We start from the raw sequence: 15,895 nt of genomic DNA, 5'->3' as shown, positions 1-15,895 counted from the left end.
GGAACCGTTGCGTGTACGGTTTCCCGTGTCCTGCCGGGCGTCGGCAGGGCTCCGCCCCACGAGGCCTCACGGGTCGGCTGGACCCGCATCCCATGTACGTAGGCACACTCTCGTTCGACCTGCTCCTCGGCGACGTGCGGTCGCTGAAGGAGAAGAGGTCGGTCGTCCGCCCGATCATCGCGGAGCTGCAGCGCAGGTACACGGTGAGCGTCGCGGAGGTCGGGGAGCAGAACATCCACCGCAGGGCCGTGATCGGCCTCGCGATGGTCTCCGGGGACGCCGGGCACGTCTCGGACGTGCTCGACCGGTGCGAGCGGCTGGTGGCCGCCCGGCCGGAGGTGGAGCTGCTGTCGGTGCGGCGGCGGTTCCACGGGGACGAGGACTGAGCGCTTCCGGTGCACGGCCCCGCCCGGACCCGAACCGAACGATCCGAAACAGAAGGAAGCAGACACATGACCGACACCGCGCGGGCACGCAAACTGGCCGACCGCATCCGGGTCGTGGTCGCGGAGACCCTCCAGCGGCGGATCAAGGACCCGCGGCTCGGCTATGTGACGATCACCGACACCCGGGTCACCGGCGACCTGCGGGAGGCGACCGTCTTCTACACGGTCTACGGCGACGACGAGGAGCGGGCGGCCTCCGCCGCGGCGCTGGAGAGCGCCAAGGGGGTACTGCGCTCGGAGGTCGGGCGGCAGACCGGCGTGCGCTTCACGCCGTCGCTGACGTTCGTCCCGGACGCGCTCCCGGAGAACGCCCGGACCATCGACGACCTGCTGGCCAGGGCCAGGGCGTCGGACGCCCAGGTGCGCCAGGCGTCCTCGGGCGCCACGTACGCGGGCGAGCCCGACCCCTACCGCAAGCCCGCGCGCGAGGAGGACGAGGAGGAGGCGGGCGGCGCCGAGGGCAGGGGGGACGCAACGGGCGGCACGGACGGCGAGGACGCCTGACCCGTGGCACGCAAAGGAACCCAGGAACCCGGCGGGCTGGTCGTCGTCGACAAGCCCGCCGGCTTCACCTCCCACGACGTGGTCGCCAAGATGCGCGGCATCGCCCGCACCCGCCGGGTCGGACACGCCGGCACGCTGGACCCGATGGCCACCGGCGTCCTCGTCCTGGGCGTCGAGAAGGCGACCCGGCTGCTGGGGCACCTGGCGCTGACGGAGAAGGAGTACGTCGGCACCATCCGCCTCGGCCAGAACACCGTCACCGACGACGCGGAGGGCGAGATCACCTCCTCCACGCCGGCGGACGGCATCGCCCGCGAGGCGATCGACGACGGCGTCGCCAAGCTGACCGGCGACATCCTCCAGGTCCCCTCCAAGGTCAGCGCGATCAAGATCGACGGCAAGCGGTCCTACGCCCGGGTGCGCGAGGGCGAGGAGGTGGAGCTGGCCGCCCGGCCGGTCACCGTCTCCTCCTTCACCGTGCACGACGTCCGCGCCGGGAGTGCCGAGGACGGCACCCCCGTGCTGGACCTGCTGGTCTCCGTCGTCTGCTCCTCCGGCACCTACATCCGGGCGCTCGCCCGCGACCTGGGCGCCGGTCTGGGGGTCGGCGGCCATCTCACGGCGCTGCGCCGCACCCGGGTCGGCCCGTACGGTCTGGACGCGGCACGCACCCTGGAGCAGCACCAGCAGTCGCTGACCGTCGTTCCCGTCGGCGAGGCGGCCGCGGCCGCCTTCCCGCGCTGGGACGTGGACGAGCGGCAGGCGAGGCTGCTGGCGAACGGGGTGCGGATCGCCATGCCGCCGTCCGGCAGGCCCGGGCCGGTCGCGGTCTTCGGGCCTGGGGACCGCTTCCTCGCACTGGTCGAGGAGCAGGGGGGCAGGGCCAGGAGCCTGGCCGTCTTCGCCTGACTGGCGCCCGGCGGGAACCGGTGGTGCCCGGCCGGACCCGGCCGGACCCGGCGGTGGCGGTGACGCACCGTGGGCGCGGGCACCGGGTCCGGCGCCCGCGCCCACGATCCCCCTCCTGTGCGCATCCGGTTTCCTGTCCACACAGGGGCCCGGACGCACCTCGCCGGGCGGGCGCACGGAGTGAACCACGGCGCACACCGGGGCGCTTTCCGGCGGGAGCCGTACGGCGCGGGTCCCCGTGCGAACGCGACGGGGGGTCATGGCACCCTTGGACCCGGCACCATCCACTGGCATTCGGCGAGGAGCGGGCACTGTGCAGCGCTGGCGTGGCTTGGAGGACATCCCCGAGGACTGGGGGCGCAGCGTCGTCACCATCGGCTCCTACGACGGGGTGCACCGCGGGCACCAGTTGATCATCGGCAGGGCGGTCGAGCGCGCCCGCGAGCTGGGCGTACCGGCCGTCGTCGTCACCTTCGACCCGCACCCCAGCGAGGTCGTGCGGCCCGGCAGCCACCCGCCGCTCCTCGCCCCGCACCACCGGCGCGCGGAGCTGATGGCCGGCCTGGGCGTGGACGCGGTCCTGGTCCTGCCCTTCACCGAGGAGTTCTCGAAGCTGTCGCCGGCCGACTTCGTGGTGAAGGTGCTGGTCGACAGGCTCCACGCCCGTACCGTCGTGGAGGGCCCCAACTTCCGTTTCGGCCACCGGGCGGCCGGCACCGTGGAGACCCTGGCCGAGCTGGGCAGGACGTACGACTACGACGTGATGGTCGTCGACCTGTTCGAGCGCGGGGAGGCCGGGGGCGGCGAGCCGTTCTCCTCCACCCTCACCCGCCGCCTGGTCGCCGAGGGCGACGTGGAGGGCGCGGCGGAGGTGCTGGGCCGGCCGCACCGGGTGGAGGGCGTGGTCGTCCGCGGTGCGCAGCGCGGACGCGAGATGGGCTACCCGACGGCCAACGTCGAGACGCTGCCGCACACGGCGATCCCCGCGGACGGCGTCTACGCCGGATGGCTGGTGGTGGAGGGGGAGTCGATGCCCGCCGCGATCTCCGTCGGCACCAACCCGCAGTTCGACGGCACCGAACGGACTGTGGAGGCGTACGCCATCGACCGTGTGGACCTCGACCTCTACGGACTCCACGTCGCGGTGGACTTCCTGTCCTACATCCGCGGGCAGGAGAGGTTCGACACGCTGGACGGGCTGCTGGAGCGGATGGCCGAGGACGTGCGGGTGGCCCGGGAACTGCTGGGCTGAGCGTTTCGGCCCCGCGCACGGCGGACGAGCGGACGGACGGGCCCGCCGGCCCTGCCCCTCAGGGGCGGGACCGGCGGGCCCGTTCACGTCCCGCGGCGGTGCGCCGCCGCCGTCACCGCTCCGGCTGCTGCCACTGTGCGCCGGGCGCGGGCGGCCCCGCGGCACCGGGCGGCTGCTGGGAGGGACCGGCCTGCGCCTGGCCGGGCTGACCCGGGTGGCCGGGCGGGCCCGGATACGGCTGGTGTCCGGGGTGGGACTGACCGGGATGGGGCTGACCGGGCTGCTGCTGGGGGTAGTGCGGGTACGGCTGCTGGGGCTGCGGCTGCGGTTGCCCGTACGGCTGCTGGTGCTGGGGGTAGGGCTGCGGCTGGTAGGGAGCCTGGGCATGCTGCGGGGCGCCGGGATGGGGCTGACCGGGCTGGGGCTGCGGCCGGCCGGGGATGGGCGGCGCGGTCAGCGGCGGGTTCCCGCCGGGCGACCACAGGCCCTGCTCCTGCTGGTGGCGCGAGAAGTCCTCGGCGATCAGGGCGGCGAGGTTGAAGTACGCCTCGCGCGTCCTGGGCCGCATCATGTCCAGGTCCAGCTCCGCGCCGGCCGCGAGGTGCTCGTCGAACGGGACGACCACCACATCGCGGCAGCGCGTCTTGAAGTGCGCCACGATGTCGTCCACCTTGATCATCTTTCCGGTCTCGCGGACCCCGGAGATGACCGTGATGCTGCGCTGCACCAGATCGCCGTACCCGTGGGCGGAGAGCCAGTCCAGCGTCGTACTGGCGCTGCTGGCGCCGTCCACGGACGGGGTGGAGATGACGATGAGCTGGTCGGCGAGATCGAGGACGCCGCGCATCGCGCTGTAGAGCAGGCCGGTGCCCGAGTCGGTGAGGATGATCGGGTACTGCTGGCCCAGCACGCCGATGACCCGGCGGTAGTCCTCGTCGTTGAAGGTCGTCGAGATCGCCGGGTCGACGTCGTTGGCGAGGATCTCCAGTCCGGAGGGCGCCTGCGAGGTGAACCGGCGGATGTCCATGTAGCTGCTGAGGTACGGGATCGCCGTCACCAGATCGCGGATCGTCGCGCCCGTCTCGCGCCGCACCCGGCGGCCGAGCGTGCCCGCGTCCGGGTTGGCGTCGATCGCGATGACCTTGTCCTGCCGCTCGCTGGCGAGCGTCGCGCCGAGCGCCGTGGTGGTCGTCGTCTTGCCGACGCCGCCCTTGAGGCTGATCACCGCGATGCGGTAGCAGGACAGCACCGGGGTGCGGATGAGTTCGAGCTTGCGCTGCCGCTCGGCCTCCTCCTTCCTGGCCCCGATACGGAAGCGGGAGCCGCCGCGGTTGCTCTGCGGGCGGGGCTTCTTCTTCTGGTTCAGCAGGCGTTCGGAGGACAGCTCCACCGACGCGGTGTATCCGAGCGCACCGGGCTGGCTCGGAGGCTGCTGGCGGGGGTCGGGCCAGGCGGAACCGGCACGAGGGTCCTGCGGCTGCGGCTGCGGCTGCGGCTGCGGGCCGGGCGCGGCCGGGGGCTGGGCGGGAGGCAGCGGCTGGGACGGGCCGGCCTGCGGTGCGGCGGGCGGCTGGGGGAAGCCGTAACCGCCCTCCGGCTGCGGCTGGGGGCCGGGCGCGGCCGGGGGCTGCGGTTGTGCCTGCAGCTGCGGTTGGGGGCGGGGGAAGCCGTAGCCGTCCTGGGAGGCGGGCTCCGCGGGCGGCATGGGAACGCCGGCCCGGTCCGCGGCGGGCCCGGGGGCACCGGTCTGCTGTACGGCCGGAGGCTGGGGCTGGGACGGGCCGGCCTGCGGTGCGGCGGGCGGCTGGGGGAAGCCGTAACCGCCCTCCGGCTGCGGCTGCGGGCCGGGCGCGGCCGGGGGCTGGGCCTGGTGCTGGGGCTGGGCGAGGTGGTAACCGTCCTGCGGCACCGGCGGGTTGGGCGCGGCCGGAGGAGCGGCGGGCTGGAAGTGCGGCGGCAGGGGAGGCAGTCCGACCGGCGCCCCGCCCTCCGGAGCGGTCTGCCACGGCGGCTGCGCGGGGGCCTGCGGGGCGGGTGCCGGAGGAGCCGGAGGCCGCGGGGCGGAGCCGTGCGGTTCACCGGTCGCTCCGGCTTCGGGCCCAGCGGGCTCGTCGTCCCCCGCGGACTCCTCACCGGCGTCGTCCCGGGGACGGGACCGGACTTCGGAGTCGGCGGACGGCGACGGGGCCGGAGCCGGGGGTGCTTCGTCACCGGAGGACGCGCTGCCGGCCGGCTCGCCGTCCGTGCCCTCCGGCCGATCGTCTCCGCCGTCGGCGGGCTCCTTCGCCGCCTGCCGTCCGGCGATCTCCCGGCGCAGCGCGGCGGAGGAGAAACGCATGGTCGCGTCACCGCCGGGACCGTCACCGGCGGGATGCTCCCCCAGCCGTCCGTCCCGTCCGCCCTCCCCGCCGTCAGCGGCCTCCGGAGCCGGGCCGGCCGGCGGTTCACCGGACCGGTGGTCGCCGGGCTCCTCACCGGCGTCCCCCGCGGGGGGCCCGGGCGGCGTCACCGGGGGGAATGCGGGCGGCGCGCCGGTATCTGGACCGGTGCCCGCGTCCGTCCCGCCGGCCTCCGTGCCGTCCGCGAAGCCGCCGGAAGCGGCCGGCGGACGCGGGGCGGGGTCGGCGTTCCGCGTGTACCAGGCAGGTGGTGTGTAGTCGATGGTGAACTCACCCGTGGCGTCGAGTTCGTCCTTGGGCAGGTCGTCGCCGGGTGCGATCCCGTCGACGCGGATCTCGTCCCGGTCGCTGTTCACAATGCCTCCTGCTGATCTGGTCGAGCACCCCGGCCGAACCGCGCGGACCGCTCCCTGCCGGCGGGCCCGGCCGCCGGCTCCCCCGCCGCCGCGGCCTCCGGCCCGCTCCCTCGGAATGTCCTGCCGCGCGCATGTCCACCCTAGTCGCCACGGGCACCGAAACGGCATGCCGTTCCCGTCCCACTCGGACAACGGACCGGTGACGGGGCGGCGGACCGCGGTCGGTCGGCGGACCGTCAGTCCAGCCGCCGGGCCACGCCCAGCAACCCCGTCTCGGCGTCGGTGGGTCTGGTCAGCACGAACCGCCGGTCCCGGCCCGTGCACCACAGCGTCACGCCGTCGGCGAGCGTGGACAGCGCCTCGACCTCCTGCCGGGACAGGGAGAGGATCCTGCCCACCTGCCGGGCCTCCTCGGGGGAGACCTGCTGGACACCGGTGAGCGAGGCGCCCCTCAGCAGCCGGGGGGCCACCGGGCTCAGATACGGAAGCAGCGTCAGCACCGACTGCCAGGGCCCCGAGGAGACCCGGCCGCGCGGCGGCTTCATCCCGCAGTCCCGGATCACCACGACCGGAGAGACGGCAGTGGCGCCCAGCGGCGGAACCCGGCCGACGTCGTGGAGCGTCATGCACTGCTGGTCGCCGCCCGCGGCCCGGGCCAGGTTCGTCCACACCTGGGGCCGGCCGGTCTCGACGGCCACCCGCGCACCCGTGCCCGCCGCACGCAGCGCCAGCACCTGAGCCGTCCACAGACCGCCGATCAGCACCACGTCGTGGGGGGCCGGATGGTGGAGGCCGATGACGGCCGGGCGGTCCTCGACATCGACACCGGCCACCACTCCGTCGTCACCGACCGGCAGGGCGAGTGCGTCAAGCTGCTCCACGGGCAGGACGTGACGGGGCGTCCGCGGCCCGCGCAGCCCGAACCCCAGACGGGGCCGTGCGGCCGTGCGCGCCGAGTCTGCGGATCCGGGCATCAGCGCGTCCCTCCCAGCGGCAGCGTCGCCAGCACCCCGGGCACCTGCTCGCGGTCCAGCCGGGCGATTCCCACGCGGCGCTCCCGCGACAGCCGCTCCAGCACGTGCCGGGCGGCGACCAGTTCGGCGTCGCTGCGGGCGGTGATGCGCACATGCCCGCGTATCGCGACCGAACGGCTCTCGCCCCGGCTCAGGGCCAGACTGAAGGTGGTGGCCAGGGCGGGCAGCCCCGTCAGCGACGCCACCAGCGACGGCAGCGGAGCGGACCCCGGCCCCAACTCGGGCCAGCGGGCCACCGCGTACGTGGTGTGCCAGCGGTCGTCGCACCGCCAGGCACGGGCCTTCTCCTCGGTGCGCCGCGCGGGGGCGGAGTCGGGGCGCCCGGCCCGCGCCGTGGCCGCCGGGCTCGCCCCGGCCGACGTCGCCAGCGCGGTGACCAGCTCCTGCTCCGACAGCAGCGTCGCCCGGAAACCCGCACCGGCCAGCCGGCTCGCCAACTGGTCCGCGGCTCGCACCAGGCAGCGCTGCGCGCCCTCCAGACCGTCCCCGCGCGCCCGGACCGCCTCCCGGCACAGCTCCGGGTCGAGTTTGAGGGCCACCCAGGTCACACGTACGGCCGGTGCGCCGCACGACGCCTGGAGGGGGCCGTAACTGGAGGCGGCCACCGACTGCGCCGGCAGATGCGGTGCCGGGGCGGGCTGGGTGTACTGCACCGCCTGCACCGACTCCAGCCGGATGCCGTCCACCTCCAGGGCGTCGGAGAGCAGCCGCAGCGGCAGGGGCCGTTCGTCGGGGCCGGAACGCAGGGCGGAGGGGCGGGGCTCGACGCGCAGCACGGCCGTCAGGAACGTGCCGTCCCCCACCATGCCGACGCCGCGCCGCTCGCGGTCGACATAGGTCAGACTGCGCAGGGCCGGATCGCACTCGACGGCCGGGGCCAGGCCCGGGTCGGTGTCCGGCGGCAGCACCTCGGAGGCGGCCCGCCGCCTGCGGCGGCGCAGCGCCACGACGGTGCCCAGCCACTCCGGGAGCGGGCGGCCGCGCCGCCGCAGTACCGTCAGGAGCAGCAGGACGACGGCCACCACGGCCGCCGGGATCACCAGAACCTTGTGCACGGCGGCCGCGGCCAGCACTCCCGCCGCGGCCAGCTCGGCCAGAACCAGCTGGTGCAGCCGGAGCGGCCCCAGGCCGCGGTGGCGTGCCTCGGCACGCGGCGTGACCGAACGCACCGGACGCGGCCTCGCGGGCTCGGGGCGTGCGCCGTCCGGCGCCGGACTGTCGGGCGCGGACGTGGCGGTCCGGGCCCGCGTGGCGGTCCCCATCCCCTGAAAATCCCCTTGTGTCCGTAATCGCCCTGACCCTCCAGGGCGTTGGTCGGGCGATCACCCTACCGGAGCGGCGAGGGCCCATCGCCAACGGGCATAGTAGGGGCCCGGTCCGACAGCAGGCAGCAGTGGCGGTGCTCCGGAATCCCGGGGGACACCGGGCCCACCAGCGGGGAGAAGCAGCGAGAGATGGCATCACGGCGGGACGAGCTCAACGCCTACACCTTCGCCAAGAAGCGGCTGGTCTCGGCATTCCTCCAGCCCACACCGACCGGGACCGAGGAGGGGGCGCCGCGCCCGCTGCGGGCGGTGCTCCCCGGGCTGGTCGTCGGGGCCGTGATCCTGGCCGGCTTCGGGGCCTGGGGGATGTTCAAGCCCAAGGCGCCCAAGGGCTGGGACAACCCCGGCGAGAAGGTCATCATCGGCAGCGAGTCCACCACCCGCTACGTCGTCCTCGAAACCAGGGGGAAGAAGCAGCTCCACCCGGTGCTCAACCTGGCCTCCGCGAAACTCCTGCTGGACCCCAGCAAGTTCGGGATCGTCGAGGTCGACGAGAAGGTCCTCGACAGCGGGAGGATCCCGCACGGCGCCACCCTCGGCATCCCCTACGCCCCCGACCGGCTGCCCGGCAAGGAGGAGGCGACGAAGGCCAAGCGCTGGGCCGTGTGCGTCCAGCCCGGCGACGACGGCGTGCAGAAGGCGGTCTTCGTCCTCGCCGACCGGGACGAGAAGCGGGTCGAGGGCAGGAACCGGCTGCGCGGCGGCCAGGTGATGTACGTCAGGGACCCCGACAAGAAGCTCCACATCGTCGACGCGCGGGGCACCGCGTACCGCATCGAGGCGGACGACACGCTGCTGCGCACCGTCGTCGGCAGCACACGGCCCCAGGACGTCAGCGCCGACTGGCTCAGGACATTCAGGCAGGGCGACCCGATCCTGTTCCCCGAGGGGATCGACGGACTGGGCACCCCGGCCGGCGCCCCCGGCGACCTGGACGCCGAGGCCAACCGGGTCGGCATGGTGCTGCGCGCCCCCTCCGGCACCGGCCACCAGCACTACGTGGTGCTCAGGGACCAGATCAGGCCGGTCACCGACTTCATGGCCAAGCTGCTGCTCAACAGCCCGCAGGCCACCCCGCTCGGCCAGCAGGGGAAGGCCCGGGAGGTCAGCGCCGGCGCCATCCGGCCCGAGAGCACCTTCTACGGCAGCAGCCGGAATTGGCCCGAGGCGGAACCGAGCGCGGTCAACCGGACGGGCAGCGGCCGGGACGCCCTGTGCAGCGTGCTGCGCGGCGTCGACGAGAAGAAGGGCACCGCGACGCTCAGCACCTGGGCGGGCGAGGACTATCCGGCCACCCTCCCCAACGGGGCCACCAGCGCGTACGTGACCCCCGGCTCGGGCCTGCTCTTCCGCCAGGTCACGGGGCGGGACACCGGCTCCGGCGGCGTCTTCCTGGTGACCGACACCGGCCTGCGCTACGCGGTGCAGGCGAACACCGACAGCGGCCAGGACGAGTCCGAGATCGGCACGGACGGCAGGAAGGAGGACCCGGAGCGGAGCGTCCAGGAGGGCAACCAGGCACAGATCATGCTCGGTTACGAGGGAGTCCGGCCGGTGCCGGTGCCCGCCGCCTGGTCGGGCTTCCTGCCGACCGGGCCGAGGCTGAGCACGAACGCGGCGAAGCAGCCGCAGGGTTCCTGAGCCGGGGGAGCGCGAGATGACGGACACTTCGGCCACCACCACGCCCGCGCCGCTGCGGTGGGCGGCGCTCCCGACGGCCGCGGCGATCGGCCTGACGGCCCTGGGGGCCGTCACCGCCCCCCTGGCCTGGGCGCCGCCGGCTGCCGCCGACACCGGGCAGTGCACCTTCCCCGCCAAGCCCTTCGAGGGCAGGCCCTGGTCCCTGAAGCGGGTGATCCTGGACCAGTTGTGGGAGAAGACGAAGGGCGAGGGCGTCAAGGTCGCGGTCATCGACACCGGAGTGGACGACGACCACCCCCAGTTGAAGGACGCGGTCGACGCCGGGCTGGGCATGAGCAACCTGCCCGCACCCAAGAAGGACGAGTACGGCAACACCCCCAGGCCTCCCGCGAAGGACGGCACGGAGGACACCGTCGGCCACGGCACCAAGGTCGCGGGCATCATCGCCGCGCGCCCGGCGGAGAACACCGGCTTCGTCGGCATCGCCCCCGAGGCGACCATCATCCCCATCCAGCAGAACGACGCCGCCGGGAACGGGAACACCGACAGCATGGCCGAGGCCATCGACCACGCGGTCGACGTCGGGGCGAAGGTCGTCAACATCTCGCAGGACACCGCCAAGCCCCTCCGGCCCAACTCCAGGCTCGAGCAGGCGGTGAACCGCGCGCTGGCCAAGGACGTCGTCATCGTCGCCTCGGCCGGCAACGACGGCCTGGGCGGCAACGTGAAGGAGACCTATCCGGCCTCCTACGAGGGCGTCATCGCCGTCGCCTCCTCCGACCGCAACAACGAGAGGGCGCCCTTCTCCCAGTCGGGCGACTTCGTGGATGTCGCCGCGCCCGGCGTCGACATGGTCTCCACGGTCCCGGGCGGAGGCCACTGCGCCGACAACGGCACCAGTTTCTCGGCGCCCTACGTGGCGGGCGTGGCCGCCCTGCTGGTGGCCGAGCACCCGGACTGGAAGCCGCACCACGTCGCCGCCCAGATCGCGCAGACCGCCGAGCGGTCCGTACCCGGGCACGACCGCCACGTGGGGTGGGGCGTCGTCGATCCCGTCCGGGCGCTGACCGAGGACGACAGGAGGATCGAGAAGCCGGTGGCCCATGAGGGCGTGGACCGGGCCGAACCTCCCACCCCGGCCGAACTCCACCTGGGCGAGACCCCGCAGGAGCGCGACAGGCGCCTGGGCACCTACACGGTGGTCGGCGGAGGCGTCCTGGTGTCGGTGATCGCCGGGGGCTCGCTGGTGTACCGGGACTGGCGGCGCAGACGGGGGCCGGCCGGGGAGCAGGGCGGCCTCCGCGGTTCCGGGGCGCTCATGTGACGGCCCGGGGAACCGGGTTGCCGCCGTGTCACCCGCAGTGGCTAGAGTGACGGGGCACGGATCGGGATGTGCGTTGGAGCAGGCGGAGGGGGAGCCTGATGGGGGTGCCGGCCGAGAAGCTCAAGGGTGAACTCGAGTCGCTCAGGGAGTTCAAGAACCGGGTCGACAACATCCTCGACGAGCTGGAGAGTTCGCCCGCCTCCCCCACGAAGGTCGGGCAGCAGGAGGTGAAGCGCTCCTCCTTCGGGGGCGAGTTCGCCGAAGCCGACGGGATCTACTCGCAGTACGCCCGGGTCCACGCCCAGCTCACCAGGCTCTCCGGAGTCCTCGGCGATCAGATCGAGGCCATGCGCATCGCCGTCCACGGCGCCGACGTCGGCTTCGGCAACCTGGAGGACGATCTGAAGCGGCGCTTCTGGGAGCTCCAGACCAGAGCCCACCAGCACCAGCAGCAGCACGCGGCGAGCAAGCAGCCGCCCAAGGACGAGGCCACCGGGGTCACCTACTGACGGGGGAGGTACGACCGTGACCGACAAGGACAGGCAGGACGGGCAGGACAGACCCGAGGAGCCGTTCGTCGCGGGGCAGCTCGTCATGACCGACCTCAAGCGCAACGGCGCCTTCATCCCGGTCGACCTGTTCGGGGGCGTGGCCGCGCGCAACAGCGTCATGGGCACCACGGACTTCGAGAAGAAAGACCTCGAAGAGATGTTCTCCCTGGTGGACGACGCGGACCCGGCCGACATCGAGAACGCCGCCGACACCCTCTGGGACGCGGGCGGCAAGATCAGGCAGATCGGCGACGACCTCAAGAAGCACATCGACAAGGTCGACTGGGAGGGCGAGTTCGGCGACAGCTTCCGCGAGTGGGGCCGGAAGCTGAGCAAGAACACCCTCCTCCTGGCGGACTTCACCGAGAAGGCCAGCACCCAGCTGAAGGCCGCCGGAGTCGGCCTGTCCATGGTGCGCAGCGGCATGCCCGAGCGCGATCCGGCGGTCATGGCCGCGCCGCGCCTGGAGAGCATCCCGCCCGAGGAGCGCGTCGAGTCCAACGAGAAGTACAAGCTGGCCAAGAAGAAGGAGGACGACCGCCAGGAGGCCATCAACCAGATGAACCGCCTGGCCTCCTACTACAAGGTCTCGCACGACAACATGAAGGGCCTGGAGGAGCCGGAGTTCGGCCCGATGCCGAACGTCGGCATGCCGCCGGCGCCGCCGATCCGCATCAACCCGTCGCCTTCCGCAGGCGGAGACACTTCCGTTTCCGCCGGTCATGGGAATGGCGGCGGAACCGTGGGCGACACGCAGGCCGTGGGTGCGGGCCTGTCACCCTCTGCTCCGGGTGGCCGCGGTTTCGTCGAAGGAGCCTACGAGCCCCGGGAACCTGTACGCACAGACCTGAACACCGTCGCCCCCGTGTCACCTCCCGCACCCGCCGACACCGGTCCGCGCACCCCGGCCGCCCCGACGGGCGGCGGCGGGCCCGTCACACCAGGCCCCGTCCTGCCCGGTTCTCCTCCCGTTCCCACCCACAGGGGAGGGGGGAACCTCAGGCAGGTCGGTACCTCCAGAGTTCCGACCACACACGCTCCGGGCCAGGAGCCCGGCCGGCCCGGCACGGGACGTGCGGGCGGTCCGTCCACCGTTCCGCCGGCGAACAACACGAACCCCCGTCCGGTCACGGGTTCCGCCCCTCCAGCCGGAAGGGCGCCCACCGCGACGACACCGCCCATGGGGCGGGGCGGCAGCGGCATCTTCGGCGGGACTCCGCAGCAGGGCCAAGGGGCATCCAACGGCCCTCGCCTCCCGCGTGGAACCGTGGTCGGAGCGGAACACGGCATGGCGGGACGGCCCCCGGCGGGAGCCGCGGGCACAGGAGCGATCGGCTCGGGGAGGGGCGGCGGTGTCTTTGGAACTCCCCGGAGCGCCTCGGGCCAGGGGGGCGTGGTACGCCCCTTCACGCCCGGCGGCTCCGGGCTGGCCGGGGGCGGCTCAGGTGGTGCTGGTGCAAATGGGCGGAACACGACGGGCGCGGTGCCCCGCAGCGCAAACACGAGCCCCCGTGAGGAGAACCGGAAGGACTCCCGCAGGCCCGACTACCTCACCGAGGACGAAGACACCTGGCGGACGGGGCGCAACGGAATCGCCCCTCCTGTTATCGACTAACCCCACGACAGAGAGCGGCGATGACGGCAGGACACGACCACGGCCACAGCAGGTTGCCGTCGCGGCGTATGCGACGGCGCCTGATCTCCGTACTGGCTGTAACCGGTGCATGGACCGTATGCCTCGTCGGGACGGCACCTGTGGCTCAAGCGGACGATGTCCGTTCGCAACAGTGGTACCTGGAGGCCATGCAAGCCGAGGAGATGTGGAAGGTCAGCACGGGTGAAGGCGTCAAAGTGGCCGTCATCGACAGCGGCGTCAACGCCTCCACCGATGCTCTCCGGGGTCAGGTGCTGCCGGGCAAGGACATGACCGGGGCTCCAGGAGGGGCCACCGACGATTACGCAGGCCATGGAACGGACATGGCCGAACTCATCGCCGGTACGGGCAAGAACGGGAGTGTCCGAGGGCTGGCTCCCGGAGCAAAGATCATTCCCTACCGGATCTCAACGGAAGACGATGACGACAGGTTCGATGACGGCAGCTACGGAGAAGCTCTTCGAGCGGCTGCTGACAGCGACGCAAAGATCATCAGCATGTCCTTCGGAAGCCCCTATCACGACCCTGCCGGAGCAGAGGCCGTCGAGTACGCGCTGAGCAAGGGAAAGCTGCTTTTCGCGGGCGTCGGCAACGATGCCGGGAAAGGCAACAAACCGATGTACCCGGCCTCGTACCCCGGCGTGGTCGGCGTGGGCGCCACCGACGAGCAGGGCGAGGTGACGGGCTTCTCCCAGCACGGCGTCAACGTGGATCTGTCGGCTCCGGGAAGCGAGATGCCCGGATGGTGTGACGAGAGCTTCCAGAAGTACTGCGTCAGGGACGGAGGCACCAGTGCCGCCACCGCCATCGCCTCCGCCTCGGCGGCCCTGATCTGGGCCAAGAACCCCGACTGGACGGCCAACCAGGTCCTGCGTGTGCTGGTGGACACCGCCGGGCGCAAGGACGGGAAAGACGGGGCCTCCAGCGTCTACATCGGATACGGTGCCGTCCGGCCCCGCATCCACCTGCTCGAAGGCAAGGGCGATCCCGGAGACCCGGGCAGGAACCCGATCGAGGCCACGGAACCGACCCTCCCGCCGGAGGCGTCCTCCTCCGAGGGGGAGAGCGACGGCAAGAACGACCGGAACGGCGCCGGGGGAACGGACGAGGACCGGAAGGACCAGGGTGAGACCGCAGCCGCCGCGTCGGAGGACGACGGTGGTCTGTGGGTCTACCTGGGAGCGGGTGCCGCGGCGGCCATCGTGGTCGCAGGCGCATTCGTTCTCGTGCGGAGGACGATCCGCAGGACGTGACGGGGGCCCGTACGCGGAGCGCCCATGACGACCAGCCAGTGAGCACCATCAACCCATTCAAGGAGAACGGTATGTCCGGAGAAGGCGGCGGCGACTTCCAGTCAAATGATGCCGATCTCAAGTCGCTGATCGGCGAGGTCAACGACATGCAGGCCAAGCTCAAGAGCAAGATCTCCAACCTGAACGCCGTGGTCGACACGATCCAGGGCGCCTGGAAGGGCGACGCCGCGAGCTCCTACGACCGGCTTCAGCGGCAGACGAACGAGTACGCCCGGAAGCTGGACGGCAGGCTCCAGCTGATCGAGGAGGCCCTCGAGGCGAGCAAGGACGGGTTCACCGCCAACGAGATCGACCAGATGGAGAAGTTCAACCAGCTGGCGAAGGCGAGCCCGATCAGCGACTTCGCCGGTACGGGCATCACCCCGACCGTCAAGTAACGAGCCGTACAGAGAAGGTAGGGGCTGACATGACCATCAAGATCACCTATGGCACCGTCATCACCGCGGCGGAGGACGTCCGCAACGCGGCCAAGGAGCTGACGAACCAGCTCAACGCGCTCGAGGACAAAGTGATGAAGGTCGTCAACACCTGGGACGGTGAGGCGAAGCAGGCATTCAGGGCCAAGCACGCCGGCTGGAGCCAGGATGTCAGCGGCCTGAACACCACCCTCAACGCCATCGCCGACAACCTGGTCGAGTCGACCAACGGCTACCAGCGGACGGACCGCAAGGCGGCCCAGCGGTTCGAGTTCTGATCCCCGGATCGGTCGCGAACACCACGCCGGGCGCCCGGCGACCGGATGCGCATCCGGTCGCCAGGCGCCCGGCCGCTTTCCCGGCCGGTGCGGGAACCGAGTCGCGGTGCCTCAGGGCTTGAGGTCGAACTCCCCGTCACGGACCCCGAGTACGAAGGCCCGCCACTCGGCGGCGGTGTAGCGCAGCACGGTGTCGGGGTCCTTGGAGTTGCGCATGGCCACGGCGCCGCCCGGCAGATGGGCGATCTCCACCTTCTCGTCCTCCGGACCGCCGGGTGCGCTCTCCCAGACGGCGTCGGAGATGTCCATCGCGTACAGCTCGTCCTTCTCCTGCTGAGTCCCCATCAGTGTCCTTCCTCGATGGACGCCGGCGACGGGAGCGCGCTCCCGCGCCACGCCGTGCACGGGTCCGCGGTGCGGCGGCGGTGAACGTGAGGGGCACGGCGCGGCGCTCCGCGGCTCACGGCCCCCGGGCAAGATAACAGCCCGGTAC

General features: G+C 72.6%; 15 protein-coding genes. 11 read left to right on the top strand and 4 right to left on the bottom strand.

Going from position 1 to position 15,895, the window contains the following annotated elements:
* Positions 1-92: 92 nt before the first annotated feature.
* From QPK52_RS06680 to QPK52_RS06665, 4 genes are all read left to right on the top strand, one after another.
* Positions 93-386 carry a DUF503 domain-containing protein gene (locus QPK52_RS06680; protein WP_410536099.1) on the top strand — a complete coding sequence of 98 codons (294 nt, stop codon included), beginning with the start codon at positions 93-95 and terminating at the stop codon, positions 384-386.
* 66 nt (positions 387-452) lie between these two features.
* A complete protein-coding gene (rbfA, locus tag QPK52_RS06675) occupies positions 453-950 on the top strand; it encodes a 30S ribosome-binding factor RbfA (RefSeq protein WP_410536097.1) in 498 nt (165 codons plus the stop codon).
* A gap of 3 nt (positions 951-953) precedes the next feature.
* Positions 954-1,859, top strand: coding sequence for a tRNA pseudouridine(55) synthase TruB (truB, locus tag QPK52_RS06670; RefSeq protein WP_410536095.1), 906 nt, complete (start codon positions 954-956; stop codon positions 1,857-1,859).
* 313 nt (positions 1,860-2,172) lie between these two features.
* Complete coding sequence (locus QPK52_RS06665; protein ID WP_410536093.1) at positions 2,173-3,111, top strand: bifunctional riboflavin kinase/FAD synthetase; 939 nt, start codon at positions 2,173-2,175, stop codon at positions 3,109-3,111.
* 112 nt (positions 3,112-3,223) lie between these two features.
* Here QPK52_RS06665 and QPK52_RS06660 read toward each other — a convergent pair whose 3' ends face one another.
* The 3 genes from QPK52_RS06660 to eccE form a co-directional block, all read right to left on the bottom strand.
* Positions 3,224-5,866, bottom strand: a complete 2,643-nt coding sequence (locus tag QPK52_RS06660; protein WP_410536091.1) for an SCO5717 family growth-regulating ATPase — start codon at positions 5,864-5,866, stop codon at positions 3,224-3,226.
* Positions 5,867-6,102: 236 nt separating this feature from the next.
* On the bottom strand, positions 6,103-6,840 hold the full coding sequence (locus QPK52_RS06655; RefSeq protein WP_410536089.1) for a hypothetical protein: 738 nt from the start codon (positions 6,838-6,840) through the stop codon (positions 6,103-6,105).
* Positions 6,840-8,162 carry a type VII secretion protein EccE gene (gene eccE / locus QPK52_RS06650; protein ID WP_410536087.1) on the bottom strand — a complete coding sequence of 441 codons (1,323 nt, stop codon included), beginning with the start codon at positions 8,160-8,162 and terminating at the stop codon, positions 6,840-6,842. The genes QPK52_RS06655 and eccE overlap by 1 nt, the downstream gene beginning before the upstream one ends.
* A gap of 192 nt (positions 8,163-8,354) precedes the next feature.
* On the opposite strand from eccE, the gene eccB reads away from it, so the two are divergent.
* From eccB to QPK52_RS06615, 7 genes are all read left to right on the top strand, one after another.
* Positions 8,355-9,866 (top strand): type VII secretion protein EccB, encoded by a 1,512-nt coding sequence (gene eccB / locus QPK52_RS06645; protein WP_410536086.1) that lies wholly within the window; start codon positions 8,355-8,357, stop codon positions 9,864-9,866.
* A 16-nt stretch (positions 9,867-9,882) separates the two neighbouring features.
* Complete coding sequence (mycP, locus tag QPK52_RS06640; RefSeq protein ID WP_410536084.1) at positions 9,883-11,190, top strand: type VII secretion-associated serine protease mycosin; 1,308 nt, start codon at positions 9,883-9,885, stop codon at positions 11,188-11,190.
* Between the two features lie 98 nt (positions 11,191-11,288).
* Positions 11,289-11,699: a hypothetical protein gene (locus QPK52_RS06635; RefSeq protein WP_410536082.1), complete on the top strand. Its 411-nt coding sequence runs from the start codon at positions 11,289-11,291 to the stop codon at positions 11,697-11,699.
* Between the two features lie 16 nt (positions 11,700-11,715).
* Positions 11,716-13,356, top strand: coding sequence for a hypothetical protein (locus QPK52_RS06630; RefSeq protein ID WP_410536080.1), 1,641 nt, complete (start codon positions 11,716-11,718; stop codon positions 13,354-13,356).
* A gap of 188 nt (positions 13,357-13,544) precedes the next feature.
* Complete coding sequence (locus tag QPK52_RS06625) at positions 13,545-14,648, top strand: S8 family serine peptidase (RefSeq protein ID WP_410536079.1); 1,104 nt, start codon at positions 13,545-13,547, stop codon at positions 14,646-14,648.
* A gap of 71 nt (positions 14,649-14,719) precedes the next feature.
* A complete protein-coding gene (locus tag QPK52_RS06620) occupies positions 14,720-15,085 on the top strand; it encodes a WXG100 family type VII secretion target (protein ID WP_410536077.1) in 366 nt (121 codons plus the stop codon).
* A gap of 29 nt (positions 15,086-15,114) precedes the next feature.
* Positions 15,115-15,402: a WXG100 family type VII secretion target gene (locus QPK52_RS06615; protein ID WP_410536076.1), complete on the top strand. Its 288-nt coding sequence runs from the start codon at positions 15,115-15,117 to the stop codon at positions 15,400-15,402.
* Positions 15,403-15,513: 111 nt separating this feature from the next.
* Here QPK52_RS06615 and QPK52_RS06610 read toward each other — a convergent pair whose 3' ends face one another.
* A complete protein-coding gene (locus QPK52_RS06610; protein WP_031508379.1) occupies positions 15,514-15,747 on the bottom strand; it encodes a DUF397 domain-containing protein in 234 nt (77 codons plus the stop codon).
* Positions 15,748-15,895 lie beyond the last annotated feature (148 nt).

This window comes from Streptomyces sp. KL2, from assembly GCF_046529545.1.
GTDB classification, from domain to species: domain Bacteria; phylum Actinomycetota; class Actinomycetes; order Streptomycetales; family Streptomycetaceae; genus Streptomyces; species Streptomyces radiopugnans.
This window is presented reverse-complemented; position numbering and strand designations above follow the sequence as displayed.

Bases quoted from the DNA above. Each gene is read 5' to 3' on its own strand.
- QPK52_RS06655 (WP_410536089.1), bottom strand. From the start codon at position 6,840: ATGCCCGGATCCGCAGACTCGGCGCGCACGGCCGCACGGCCCCGTCTG.
- QPK52_RS06615 (WP_410536076.1), top strand. From the start codon at position 15,115: ATGACCATCAAGATCACCTATGGCACCGTCATCACCGCGGCGGAGGAC.
- QPK52_RS06620 (WP_410536077.1), top strand. From the start codon at position 14,720: ATGTCCGGAGAAGGCGGCGGCGACTTCCAGTCAAATGATGCCGATCTC.
- mycP (WP_410536084.1), top strand. From the start codon at position 9,883: ATGACGGACACTTCGGCCACCACCACGCCCGCGCCGCTGCGGTGGGCG.
- rbfA (WP_410536097.1), top strand. From the start codon at position 453: ATGACCGACACCGCGCGGGCACGCAAACTGGCCGACCGCATCCGGGTC.
- QPK52_RS06625 (WP_410536079.1), top strand. From the start codon at position 13,545: ATGCAAGCCGAGGAGATGTGGAAGGTCAGCACGGGTGAAGGCGTCAAA.
- QPK52_RS06680 (WP_410536099.1), top strand. From the start codon at position 93: ATGTACGTAGGCACACTCTCGTTCGACCTGCTCCTCGGCGACGTGCGG.
- QPK52_RS06635 (WP_410536082.1), top strand. From the start codon at position 11,289: ATGGGGGTGCCGGCCGAGAAGCTCAAGGGTGAACTCGAGTCGCTCAGG.
- eccB (WP_410536086.1), top strand. From the start codon at position 8,355: ATGGCATCACGGCGGGACGAGCTCAACGCCTACACCTTCGCCAAGAAG.
- QPK52_RS06610 (WP_031508379.1), bottom strand. From the start codon at position 15,747: ATGGGGACTCAGCAGGAGAAGGACGAGCTGTACGCGATGGACATCTCC.
- eccE (WP_410536087.1), bottom strand. From the start codon at position 8,162: ATGGGGACCGCCACGCGGGCCCGGACCGCCACGTCCGCGCCCGACAGT.